Annotated in this window: 10 protein-coding genes; 5 read left to right on the forward strand and 5 right to left on the reverse strand. The window is 64.6% G+C overall.

Annotation, left to right across the window (positions count from 1 at the left end; genetic code table 11):
- Window positions 1-51: 51 nt before the first annotated feature.
- Complete coding sequence (locus FNJ47_RS21890; protein WP_016845514.1) at window positions 52-606, forward strand: ActR/PrrA/RegA family redox response regulator transcription factor; 555 nt, start codon at window positions 52-54, stop codon at window positions 604-606.
- A 348-nt stretch (window positions 607-954) separates the two neighbouring features.
- Here the strand turns inward: FNJ47_RS21890 and FNJ47_RS21895 are convergent, their stop codons facing one another.
- A complete protein-coding gene (locus FNJ47_RS21895) occupies window positions 955-1,437 on the reverse strand; it encodes an MmcB family DNA repair protein (protein WP_163156759.1) in 483 nt (160 codons plus the stop codon).
- Window positions 1,438-1,586: 149 nt separating this feature from the next.
- Between FNJ47_RS21895 and FNJ47_RS21900 the strand changes: the two genes are divergently transcribed.
- Complete coding sequence (locus FNJ47_RS21900) at window positions 1,587-2,705, forward strand: vWA domain-containing protein (protein ID WP_163156761.1); 1,119 nt, start codon at window positions 1,587-1,589, stop codon at window positions 2,703-2,705.
- A gap of 107 nt (window positions 2,706-2,812) precedes the next feature.
- Window positions 2,813-4,504: an alpha-amylase family glycosyl hydrolase gene (locus tag FNJ47_RS21905; RefSeq protein WP_163156763.1), complete on the forward strand. Its 1,692-nt coding sequence runs from the start codon at window positions 2,813-2,815 to the stop codon at window positions 4,502-4,504.
- Here the strand turns inward: FNJ47_RS21905 and FNJ47_RS21910 are convergent.
- Both FNJ47_RS21910 and FNJ47_RS21915 read right to left on the reverse strand, forming a co-directional pair.
- Window positions 4,501-6,108: an alpha-amylase family glycosyl hydrolase gene (locus FNJ47_RS21910; protein ID WP_163156765.1), complete on the reverse strand. Its 1,608-nt coding sequence runs from the start codon at window positions 6,106-6,108 to the stop codon at window positions 4,501-4,503. The two genes, FNJ47_RS21905 and FNJ47_RS21910, sit on opposite strands and share 4 nt — an antisense overlap.
- Window positions 6,109-6,203: 95 nt before the next feature.
- A complete protein-coding gene (locus FNJ47_RS21915; protein WP_163156767.1) occupies window positions 6,204-7,016 on the reverse strand; it encodes an RMD1 family protein in 813 nt (270 codons plus the stop codon).
- A gap of 169 nt (window positions 7,017-7,185) precedes the next feature.
- Here FNJ47_RS21915 and FNJ47_RS21920 point away from each other — a divergent pair, with 169 nt between their 5' ends.
- Window positions 7,186-7,854 carry an MBL fold metallo-hydrolase gene (locus FNJ47_RS21920; RefSeq protein ID WP_163156769.1) on the forward strand — a complete coding sequence of 223 codons (669 nt, stop codon included), beginning with the start codon at window positions 7,186-7,188 and terminating at the stop codon, window positions 7,852-7,854.
- Window positions 7,855-7,872: 18 nt separating this feature from the next.
- On the opposite strand, the gene FNJ47_RS21925 is transcribed toward FNJ47_RS21920, so the two are convergent.
- Window positions 7,873-9,063 carry an extracellular catalytic domain type 1 short-chain-length polyhydroxyalkanoate depolymerase gene (locus tag FNJ47_RS21925; RefSeq protein ID WP_165445801.1) on the reverse strand — a complete coding sequence of 397 codons (1,191 nt, stop codon included), beginning with the start codon at window positions 9,061-9,063 and terminating at the stop codon, window positions 7,873-7,875.
- A 211-nt stretch (window positions 9,064-9,274) separates the two neighbouring features.
- Window positions 9,275-10,681 carry an MFS transporter gene (locus tag FNJ47_RS21930; protein WP_163156773.1) on the reverse strand — a complete coding sequence of 469 codons (1,407 nt, stop codon included), beginning with the start codon at window positions 10,679-10,681 and terminating at the stop codon, window positions 9,275-9,277.
- Window positions 10,682-10,950: 269 nt separating this feature from the next.
- Between FNJ47_RS21930 and FNJ47_RS21935 the strand changes: the two genes are divergently transcribed.
- Complete coding sequence (locus FNJ47_RS21935; protein ID WP_163156775.1) at window positions 10,951-12,192, forward strand: LLM class flavin-dependent oxidoreductase; 1,242 nt, start codon at window positions 10,951-10,953, stop codon at window positions 12,190-12,192.
- Window positions 12,193-12,390 lie beyond the last annotated feature (198 nt).

Below are 12,390 nucleotides of genomic sequence, written 5' to 3' on the forward strand. Positions count from 1 at the left end.
GCCGCAGTAGGTCCCCATATGATAGGTGTCTGCCACAGGGAAAAATGGACCGTGAACGCCATCACTGAACTGAATGACCATGCTGACCGCTCGCTCCTCATCGTTGAGGACGACAAGCCGTTCCTGGAACGTCTGTCGCGCGCGATGGAGACGCGCGGCTTCGCAGTGAAGTCATGCGACACGGTGTCTGACGGTCTCGCTGAGATCGGCCGCGCTGCGCCCGCTTTCGCGGTCGTCGACCTCCGCCTCGGCGACGGCAACGGCCTGGACGTCGTCTCGGCGTTGAAGCGCAAGCGCCCCGAGGCGCGCGCGATCGTGCTGACCGGCTACGGCAACATCGCCACCGCCGTGACCGCGGTGAAGATGGGCGCCGTCGATTATCTGTCGAAGCCCGCCGACGCCGATGACGTCGTCGCTGCGCTGCTCGCGACCGGCACCGAGAAGTCCGAGTTGCCGGCCAATCCGATGTCGGCAGACCGCGTGCGCTGGGAACACATCCAGCGCATCTACGAGATGTGCAACCGCAACGTCTCGGAGACCGCGCGCCGTCTCAACATGCACCGCCGCACCCTGCAGCGCATCCTCGCCAAGCGCGCGCCGCGCTAAAGCGACAGTTCATAACGTTTCGCGATGGCCGGGCTCGTCCCGGCCATTTGCTTTTTGGCGCTCTTGTAGGGTGGGCAAAGGCGCTCTTGCGCCGTGCCACCATCACGAGCAATGCAAGAAGTGGTGGGCACGCTTCGCTTTGCCCACCCTACGAACCTCGCCTATCGGCAAGCAGTCGCCGGGTTTCGCTTCCATCACCGTCACCCTGAGGAGCGCGCCCTTGCGCGCGTCTCGAAGCGTCGACGGCCACAGCCGGGCCGATTCATCCTTCGAGACGCGCTACGCGCTCCTCCAGCGACAAAGGCGTAGCCTTTGCGCGGGGATGACGGACGTAGATTGCACTGATCCCTAGAACTCATGCCCCTGCGGATCGACCAGCCGGTTGATCCGCTGCGCCGCCGCCATGGCAAAGCGCACCGTCATCACCTTGCGCGTCGCCGCCGGCAGGCGATGCTCCGGTGCCTCGCAATGCAGATGCGCGCCATAGGCGTCGGCGATGATCAGGCCGGTGTCGACCGGAAAGATCTCGCACGGCAGATCCTGCGTGAAGGCGAAGAACAGCCGATCGCAATGCAGCCGGTAATCCTGCCACTTCTGATCGGCGCGCAGATCCTCGACCGACGACTTGATCTCGACGATCCAGATCTCGCCGCGTTCGTTCAGCGCGACCAGGTCAGCCCGGCGGCCGGACGGCAGCGGCAATTCGCTGATGCAGGAAAATCCCAGCGATCTCAGAAGCCTCGCCGTGCCGCGCGCGATCGCAAGCGCGGTCTCCGACTGGCGTCGGTCAGGCGCGGGCACAAGCGCGATCTGGCGGGCGGGCGATTCCATTGAGCGAAGACTAGCCGATTCCGCACCCCAACGGCAGCGCCGGAATCGGCCGTAGATTCGCGAGGAAGCCGCCTTGGTTTCGGCCTCACGCCACCGCGAAGCCGGTGGAACCTCGGTTCCGAGGGACGAAACCACTGCAGGAGAGACCCATGCGGTCACGCATCACGCTTCGCTCGTTCGTCTTCGCTCTCGCCACCCTTCCGCTGTCAGCCGGGCTGTCCTCAGCCATCGCCAAGCCGGTGGTCGAGGTCGCCTTCGTGCTCGACACCACGGGCTCGATGGGCGGATTGATCGAGGGCGCCAAACGCAATATCTGGTCGATCGCGACTGCGATCGTCGATTCCAATCCCGATGCCGACATAAGGATGGGCCTGATCGCCTATCGCGACATCGGCGATGAGTATGTGACCAAGAAGGTCGAGCTGACGCGCGACATCCAGGATCTGTACGCCAATCTGCTGGAATTGAAGGCGCGCGGCGGCGGCGACTGGCCGGAGAGCGTCAACGAGGCGCTCGATGTCGCCGTCAACAAGATGCAGTGGACGCAGGGCCACGACAGCACACGCATCGTGTTCCTGGTCGGCGACGCCCCGCCGCACATGGATTATGCGCAGGACACCAAATACCCGGTCACGCTGGCGGTCGCCAAGCAACGCGACATCATCGTCAACGCCGTGCTCGCCGGCAACGCGCAGGATACCGAACGGGTGTGGCGCGACATCGCGCAGAACGGCAATGGCGAGTTCATCCCGATCCCGCAGGATGGCGGCCAGATCGTCACCATCGAAACGCCGTTCGATGAGGACATCATCATCCTGCAGCGTGAGATCAACGGCACCGTGATCCCCTACGGCCCGCGCGCGCTCCAGAAGCGCACGGAATCCAGGACCCAGCAGCTCGCAAACGTTGCCGCAGCTTCGCCGGCGCGCGCCTCGGAGATGGCAAGCTTCATCAACAAGCGCGCCAAGGTGACGTCGGAGGCGGTCACCGGCGATGGCGACCTGGTCGCCGACGTCGCAGCCGGCCGCAACGACATCGCCAAGGTCAAGGACGAGGATCTGCCCGACAACCTCCGTGCCATGAAGCCTGAGGCGCGCGGCGCCGAGATCGACAAGCAGATCAACCAGCGCAAGGCGCTGAACGAGAAGCTCGCCGCACTCGTCACCAAGCGCGACAAATACGTCGCCGAGCACCGCAAGAGCGCACCGAAGGCGGCATCGTTCGATCGCGTGGTCGAGGATACGTTGAAGGCGCAGATCAAGCGGTAAGCCGTCGGGCGGACAGTGTCGTCCCGCGGTTGACGGGACGACACTCCAGTAGGAACTCACCGCTGCCTCGCCGCTTATCTCCAGCTGCCGCCGGAGAGGATGGCCTGGTGATCGACGACCTCTGGTACAAGAATGGCGTGTTCTACTGCCTGTCCGTTGGCACCTATATGGATGCCAACGGCGATGGCATCGGCGATTTCAGCGGCCTGCTGCGGCGACTGGACTATCTGCACGGGCTTGGCGTCACCACGATCTGGCTGATGCCGTTTCAGCCGTCGCCTTGCCGCGACGATGGCTATGATATTTCGGACTATTACGGCGTCGATCCGCGCTACGGCACGCTCGGCGATTTCGTCGAGTTCACCCATGGCTGCCGGCAACGCGGCATCCGCGTGATCATCGACCTCGTCGTCAATCACACCTCGGACCAGCACGCCTGGTTTCAATCGGCGCGCAGCGCGAAGGACTCGCCGTATCGCGACTGGTATGTCTGGTCGGACAAGAAGCCTGCCAACGCCAACAAGGGCATGGTGTTTCCAGGAGTCCAGAAATCAACCTGGACGCGCGACAAGCAGGCAGGGGCCTGGTACTTTCATCGATTCTACGATTTCCAGCCTGATCTCAACACGTCGAACCCGCATGTGCAGGCCGAGATCCTCAAGATCATGGGATTCTGGACCCAGCTCGGCGTCTCCGGTTTCCGGATGGACGCGGTGCCCTTCGTGATCGCGACCAAGGGCGCCTCGGTGCGCAAGCCGGTCGAGCAATACGATATGCTGCGATCGTTTCGCGAATTCCTGCAATGGCGCCAGGGCAACGCGATCATCCTCGCCGAAGCCAACGTGCTGCCCGAGACCGACATGGAGTATTTCGGGCGCGATGGTGACCGAATGCACATGATGTTCAACTTCCACGTCAACCAGCATTTGTTCTATGCGCTCGCGTCCGCGGACACGAAGCCGTTGGCGAAGGCCTTGACGGCAACCAAGCCGCGGCCCGCCACCGCGCAATGGGGCCTGTTCCTGCGCAATCACGACGAACTCGACCTCGGCCGCCTCACCAAGGCGCAGCGCGAGACGGTGTTCGAAGCATTCGGTCCGGACAAGACCATGCAGCTCTACGACCGCGGCATAAGGCGACGCCTTGCGCCCATGCTAGGCGGCGACCGACGGCGTCTGGAGCTCGCCTACAGCGTGATGTGCACGCTTCCCGGCACGCCCGTCATCCGCTACGGCGATGAGCTCGGCATGGGTGACAATCTCGATTTGCCCGAACGCACCTGCGCACGAACGCCGATGCAATGGTCGACCGAGCCGCACGGCGGCTTTACCGAAAGCGGCCGACCTTGCGTGCCGGTGATCGACGATGGCCCCTATGGCTATGAGCACGTCAACGCCGCCAAGCAGCGGCGCGATCCCAACTCGATGCTGAACTGGACCGAGCGCATCATCCGCATGCGCAAGGAAGTCCCTGAGGTCGGCTGGGGTGACTTCAAGATTATCGCAACCCGAAATCCTGCCGTCCTGATCATTCGCTACGACTGGCGCAACAACTCGGTGCTGTTCGTGCACAATTTCGCGGAAAAGCCGCTCGAGATATCGTTCAATGTCGGGCTACCCGACGACGCCGGCAATCTCCTCGTCAACCTCTTGACCGAGGATCACAGCCGCGCCGACGATGCCGGCCGCCACAAGCTCCTGATCGAGGCCTATGGCTATCGCTGGTACCGGGTCGGCGGGCTCGACTATCTGCTCAAGCGCAGCGACATCGATACCAACGAGCCCCGCACATCCCGCTAATCATCCTGATGCGGCCCCAGGATCACGCCTTCATTGGCGCGCAGGTCGAGCACGCCTTCGACCTTCTCGCCGTGCCGGTCCATGAAGGTCGACAGCAGGACCTCGTTGCTGAAACCGATCGCGCTGGAGGAGACCGAGGCTGGCGCCGCGCCGAAATTCAGCGCGATCACGGCCACGCCTTCGGCGCTGCGCCGCCGGTAGAGCAGGACATCGCCGTGCGCCGCCACCGGCTCATAGCTGCCATGGACGAGTTGCGGCAGCTTTCGCCGCAGCGCGATCAGCGCCTTGTAGAGATTGAGGATTGACGTCCTCTCCGCCTCGAGGCTTGCAACATTGTCGCTCGCAAAGTCCGGCGCCAGCGGCAGCCACGGCCTTGCGGTCGAGAAGCCGGCATAGCGATCGGCACTCCATTGCATCGGGGTGCGGCAGCCGTCGCGGCCGACGCCGATGTCGGGCACGTTCTTCTCGAAGGGATCGCGCACCTCGCCAGGGGCGATCGCGACCTGGCGCATGCCGATCTCGTCGCCGTAATAGAGCGTCGGCGTGCCGCGCAGCGTCAGCAGCAGCATCGCGGCGATCGGGGCCTGCGCAGGCCCTACCCGGCTCGCAACCCGTGGCCGGTCGTGATTGCCGAGCACCCAGTTCGGCCATGCCCCCGGCGGCAGCGCCTTTTCATAATCGGCGATGATCATCTCGATCGCGCGGGCGCTCCACAGGGTCGACAGCAGCGCGAAATTGAACGGCATCTGCGCGCCGCGCAGATCGTTGCCGTAATAAGCCACCAGCCGGTGCAGCGGCAGGTAGATCTCGCCGATCAGCACGCGATTGTCGAACTCCTCGGTGATGCGGCGCATCTCGGTGATGACGGCATGCACTTCGAGTTGATCGGTCGAATATTGCGTCAGCACCTTCTCGTGCGGTGGCCGACCCGCCCGATAATGCGGGTTCGGCGGATTGTCGCGGAATTCGGCGTCCTTGATCAGGTGCCAGATCACGTCGACACGAAACCCGTCGATGCCCTTGCGCAGCCAGAAGCGCATCACCTCGTAGATCGCGTCCCGGACGTCGCGGTTGCGCCAGTTGAGATCGGGCTGCTGCGCCAGGAAGGCGTGATAGTAGTACTGGCCGGAAGCCTCGTCATACGCCCAGGCGCTGCCGCCGAACTCCGACAACCAATTGTTCGGAGGACCGCCATCCGGCGCCGGATCGCGCCAGATGTACCAGTCGCGCTTGGGGTTATCGCGCGAGCTCTTCGCCTCGATGAACCAGGGATGCTGGTCGGAGGTGTGGTTCGGCACCAGATCGAGGATCAGCTTGAGGCCGGAATCGTGCGCGGCCGCGACCAGCTCGTCGAAATCCTCCATGGTCCCGAACAGCGGATCGATGCCGGTGTAATCGGAAATGTCGTAACCGAAATCGGCCATCGGCGACGGGAAGATCGGCGACAGCCAGACTGCGTCGACGCCAAGCCGCGTCAGATAAGGCAGCCGCGCGATGATCCCCCTCAGATCGCCGACGCCATCGCCGTCGCTATCCCCGAACGAGCGCGGATAGACCTGATAGAAGATGCCGCGCCGCCACCAGTCCCTGTTGTCCTGATCCATCCCATTCCCCCTCGCTGTCGCCCCGTGTCCCCGGGGTTGTCCGCAGGTTCAGGGATGACGCACAATTCGGGACGGAAAGATGGCGCTGCAGCGCGTCAGTGGCGGGCTATCGCCAGCTGATAGATCGTGGCCAGCACCTCGAACAGGATCAGGAAGACGATGATCAGCTCCAGCCGCAACGAGCGGCTGGTGTCGATGATGTCGGTCAGCACCTGTGCGGTCTCGGCAACGACTGCGAGCTTGCGGTTCAGCGATTCCGCGCGCTCCTTCAATTCATACTCGTCCTCGAGCCGGGCATAGAGCCGCTCGAGCTGCGGCTTGTCCCAGAGGGTGTCGGGCTTCTCCGACACCTCGACCGGTCCGGCCACGCGATGCCGCACCAACAATGCATTGCCGATGTGCTTGAGGATCGCGACGCGCCCGCGATGGACCCGGCCGCCCTTGGCGAGCTCGCGTGCAAGCGGCTCGGTCGTGTCGAACACGGCTCGTACCTCGCGCTCATGCCGCGCCAGCACCACGCTCTTGGCCAGCGCCTCGCCGACCAGGATCAGCCGCTCCGGCGACAGGCTTTGCAGATAGATCGGGCCGCCCGGCGGAATCTGATCCTCCTTCTCGGCGGCAACCTCGATGATCGCGATCTCCTCCTCGCGACGCGCGAACAGGCCGGTCATGCGCGACTGCAGGCTGCGCAGGAATTCATCCTCCTCCAGCGCGTTGAGGCCGATCAGGACGACGACGCCGTAGCGAAACAGGATCGCCACGCCATTGTCGTTGACGCGAAACGCCAGGGGCGTCGTCGCCAGCACGTCGCCGCGTTCGAGGCCGGACGTGTTGATGCGGTCCGCGACGAAGAAGGCGCGGGCGGTGGTCCGGGGTCCGCCGAGCGGTGAGTTGGGAGCCTGGGTCATGAAGTTCCGGACTGCGAGGATTTAGCGCATGATCGAGAGCAGCCATCGACCGGCCAGCTCACGAATTGTTCTGCTTGACCTTATCACGGTCCGTTTTGGGATCACACGCCGGGGCAGACGCATTTCCCGTGCGTGTTGACGGCATTGTCCGGTAGCCTATGGTGCCCCCATGAACGACACAACCGACACCAAACCGAAGGCTGGCGCGATCATCGTGCCGGTGACGCTGTTCGAGCAGAACTGCACCATCATCTGGCACGAGCCGACCAAGAAGGCCGTGGTGATCGACCCCGGCGGCGACGTGGCGAAGATTCAGGCCGCGATCAAGCAGACCGGCGTCACGGTCGAGAAGATCTGGCTGACCCACGGCCATATCGACCATGTCGGCGGCGCCGCCGAGTTGCGCGACGCGCTGCAGGTGAAGATCGAGGGCCCGCATATCGCCGACAAATATCTGCTCGACAACGTGGTCTCGAGCGGCGAGCGCTTCGGCATGACCGGGGTGCGCAATTTCGGCCCCGACCGCTGGCTCGACGAGGGCGATCAGGTCTCGATCGGCGATCTCACCTTCGACATCCTACACTGCCCCGGCCATTCACCGGGAAGCGTGGTGTTCTTCAACAAGGAGCTGCGCTTCGCGCATGTCGGCGACGTGTTGTTCGCGGGATCGGTCGGGCGCACCGACCTGCCCGGCGGCAGCCATCCGACGCTGATCCAGTCGATCAAGGAGAAGCTGCTGCCGCTCGGCGACGATGTCGGCTTCATCTGCGGCCACGGCGCGGGATCGAGCATCGGCCAGGAGCGGATGACGAATCCGTTCCTGACCGGCGAGATGTAAGCGCGTCACGCGCCCATCCTAGGGCTGCTGCTTCAGCAGCCCCGCGGCGGTCAGCGCCCGCGTGATGACGCCGCCAACGTCAACGCTCTTGCCGCTCCGCTTGCGCGGCCGGTCGCTCTTGCGGCCGGATGCGGGTTCGGGCGCGGGCTCTTCGGCAGGGACCGCTATCGTCATCGAGATCGTGTCCGCGCGCTCGCGCGGAATTCCGGTCGGCGCGATGTGCGGCTGACGCACCTGATCGGTCAGGCCGAAGAAGCTCGCGATATGATAGGACGAGGAGATTCCCGCCTCGATCAGGAACGCACCCTCGACGCCATAGCGCTCGTCATTGTCGGCGAGCCCGAGCGGCGTGCCATGCGCCATGTCGGTGATGGAGAATGACTCCACCAGCGTCTCGCCATCGGCGTTCCACCAGACCTCGCGCGGATGGCCGTCGACATCCGACTTCGACATCGCGGCAGGCGGCAGGCCGTGAACGTCGAGCCACTGCCGGACGATCGCATCGGCATTGCCGGGATGCACGGTGCGGTCGGCGCTGCCGTGCCACACCGAAACCTTCGGCCACGCGCCGTGATGCGTGGATGCGTTGCGGACCAGACCGCCGAGCTCGGGCGCGGACAGCGCGCTCGCATGCATCATCGCATGCAGCGCCTCGCGCAGATCGGTGGCGACGCCGAACGGCAGGCCGGCGATGATGGCGCCGCCCGCGAACACGTCCGGATAGGTCGCGAGCATGACGGACGCCATCGCGCCGCCGGCCGACAGTCCCGTCACATAGACACGCTTCGGATCGATCTCATGCGCGCCGACCATCTGCGCGATCATCTGCCTGATCGAAGCGGCCTCGCCCTGCCCGCGCGCGATGTCTTGCGGATTGAACCAGTTGAAGCAGGTGTTGCCGTTGTTGATCGCCTGCTGCTCGGGCATCAGCAGCGCAAAGCCGTAATGCGCCGCAAGCGCCGACCAGCCGGCGCCGAGATCGTAGGACGCCGCGGTCTGGCCGCAGCCATGCAGCACCACGACGAGCGCGGGCGACCGCGCGAGCTGCGCGGGCACGAACGAGAACATCTTCAGATCGCCGGGGTTGACGCCGAATTCGGTCGTCTCGACGAGCGGCGTCGGCACGGCCGGCGCGAGCGCGCCAAGGCCGCTGAACGCGTTCATCTTCGGCAGATGACGCAAGAATTCGACGTTGTTGACCAGGGACAACAGCAACTCCTGAGGTGATTTATTCTTTCTGTGTCACCCGATCAGATAATTGCTGCACTGCAAAATGAAAAGGCCGTGTGCTGTCTTTCCCTGAGGATATTGTGAGAATCGGCGTTAACGCGTGACCGCGACGAGGATTTGTCGAAATAGTTTCCTTAGCACCTTGTTTGAGCATGAACTTTTCGAAAGAAGCCGCCACGCGGCGGCGGATTCATACGCTGGCGCGGCGCATCCATGACAGAAATGCGGCTGAAATTGATATCGACAGCACAAACAATGCGCATGCCGCAAACAACGCCAAATGCGCTGACGTCGCACTCCCCACGGCGAAGAAGACTGCACCGATCGCGGCAACGCCGGCCGCGTTGCCGATCTGCGTCGTCGTGCCATACATGCCGGAGCCGGCTCCAGCACTCGCAGGCTTCACACTCGAGAGCACCGCGCTCGACAGCGGCGCCATCACCAGGCCCTGCCCGTAGCCGAAGATGACAAGCACCAGCGCGAGCAGCATCGCCGGCGGCGCTGCGATCAGCTGAATCGCCGCAACCAGCACGGCCAGTCCGACGATCTGAACGGCGCAGCCCTCGATCAGCACCAGCGTGCCGCGATGCCTGGCGCGCACAGCGCTGTGACGCGAGGCAATCACGAAGGTCAGCGCCAACGGCACGAACACCAGCCCGGCCTCCAGCGGCGGGATCTGCAAGCCCTTCTGCATGAACATCGTCATGACCAGATAGAACGACAGGTTGGCAAAGAAGAAGAAAAACACCGCGGCAAGCCCGCGCATGAAGGCAATATCCGACAGCAGCGACAGATCGATCAGCGGCATGCCGCCACGGCGCGCGACGCTGCGCTCGAGCCGCACGAAGCCCACAATGACGGCCACGCCCGCGGCCATCACCAGCCAGACCCACGCCGTCCAGTCGAGATTGTGACCGAACAGCAGCGGGCCGATCAGGCACAGCAGGCCCACAAACAGCACGATCGCGCCAGGGATATCGAGCCGCGTGCCGGCGCGGCGCGGCACCGTCGGCATGAGCTTCAGCGCGGCTGCGATGATGACGACGCCGAACGGCACGTTGACGAAGAACACCGCGCGCCAGCCGAGGCCCGCGAGATCGAGCGTCACCAGCACGCCGCCGAGCATGAAGCCGGCCGCACCCGCGAGCCCCAGCACGATGCCGTAGATGCCGAACGCCCGCGCGCGCGCGGCGTCGGAGAACAAGAGATGCAGCGTCGCCAGCACCTGCGGCACCATCAGCGCCGCGGTCGCGCCCTGCGCCAGCCGTGCGATGATCAGCTCGGGCCCGGACTGCGCGAGACCGCACCACAGCGACGTCACCGAGAAGCCCGCGACGCCGGCGATGAACACGTTCCGGGTGCCGTGGATGTCGCCGAGCCGGCCGCCGGTCACCACCAGCGTGGCATAGGCGATCAAATAGATCGCGATCACGGCCTCGATTTGCGCCGGCGTGGCGTGCAGCTCGGCCGCAATCGTCGGGATCGCGACATTGACGATGAAGGCATCGACGCCGAACATGAACTGCGCCGAGACCACGATCGCCAGCACCCACCAGCGGCGGGATGTCTCTGCGCGCGTCGAAACGATCTGGTGCATGCACTGTCCTGCCCGATATGACGTCACGGCCGACATCAGCAGATTCCGATCATCGCTTCGATTACCTGCGAGGTAAGCCCGGGATCACAGACGCTCGACCTGGCTCCAATTTGCGTTGATGCGCTGGGAAACATTCCGGAGGGCGGCAATCGCCGCCGATTTGCGCAACAACCATGCGGGCGCCGCAGCCTCGGAGCATTGCCTTGCCCGGGGGCACCCCGTAGGTTGGCGGAAAGCCCCCGACAACAATAATCCGGAGAGAACGACCTATGGCGCGCCTCAAGTTCGGAGCCTTCCTCGCCCCGCATCACCCGATCGGCGAGCATCCGATGCTGCAATTCCGTCGCGACCTCGATTTCGTCGAACAGCTCGACGCGCTCGGTTACGACGAATTCTGGTGCGGCGAGCACCATTCCTCGGGCTGGGAGACCATCGCCTCGCCGGAGATGTTCCTGGCCGCCGCCGGCGAGCGCACCAAGCGCATCAAGCTCGGCACCGGCGTGATCTCGCTGCCCTATCACCACCCCTTCAACGTCGCGCAGCGCATGGTGCAGCTCGATCACATGACCGGCGGCCGCGCCATCTTCGGCTCCGGCCCCGGCGCGCTCGCCTCCGACGCCCATACGCTCGGCATCGACCCGATGACCCAGCGCGACCGCCAGGACGAGGCCATCGCGGTGATCCGCCGCCTGTTCAATGGCGAGCGCGTCACCGCCAAGACCGACTGGTTCGAGATGCACGACGCCGCGCTGCAGATCCTGCCGCTGCAGGAGGATATGCCGTTCGTGGTGGCCTCGCAGATCTCGCCGTCCGGCATGACGCTCGCCGGCAAATACGGCATCGGCATCATCTCGCTGGGCTCGATGTCGACCCAGGGCCTGATGGCGCTGCCGCAGCAATGGCGGTTCGCCGAGGACGCCGCCAAGAAGGCCGGCACCACGGTGAGCCGCGCCAACTGGCGCGTGCTGCTGTCCTGGCACATCGCCGAGACCCGCGAGCAGGCACGGCGCGAGGCCGGCGCCGGACTGATGCGCTGGCACAACGAGTATAACGTCGGCACCCTGATGCGGCCGGGCCTGACCGCGTTCGGCTCCGCGGATGAAGCGGTCGACAAGACCGCGTTCGTCGAAGGCGCGGCATCGACCATCGGCACGCCCGACGACCTGATCAAGATGATCAAGAACCTGGTCGACGTTTCCGGCGGTGTCGGCTCGATCATCGGCTTCGCCCATGACTGGGCCAATCCCGAAAACACCCGCCGCAGCTGGGACATGGTCGCGCGCTATGTCGTGCCCGAGATCAACGGCTACATCGACGGCCTGCGCAAATCGCGCCAGTTCGTGATCGACAACCGCGCCGTGTTCGAGCGCGCCGGCCAGGCCGTGATGGCCAAGATCATGCAGAACGACAAGGCCGCCGCAGCGCTTCAGCATACCGGCACAGGCCGCGTCGCGATCCCGGCTGTGAACGCGCCGGACCTTGCAAAGGAAGCGGCGAAGCAGAAGGCGTGATTTGCGGTCCTCGCCGTGAAGGAAGAAAGAACGCCAGCTCGCCCACATCCACCGCCGTCGTCCCGGCGAAAGCCGGGACCCATATGTGGACGGCCCCCGTGGCACAAGAGCTTTCTGGTGAGATCGGATCGCTTGCATCCATATGTCCGGCCTGTTGAGTGCGATCGGGTAGACCGCTGGCCAAGATGGTTTGCGCGA

It is taken from the genome of Bradyrhizobium uaiense, from assembly GCF_010811875.1.
GTDB classification, from domain to species: domain Bacteria; phylum Pseudomonadota; class Alphaproteobacteria; order Rhizobiales; family Xanthobacteraceae; genus Bradyrhizobium; species Bradyrhizobium uaiense.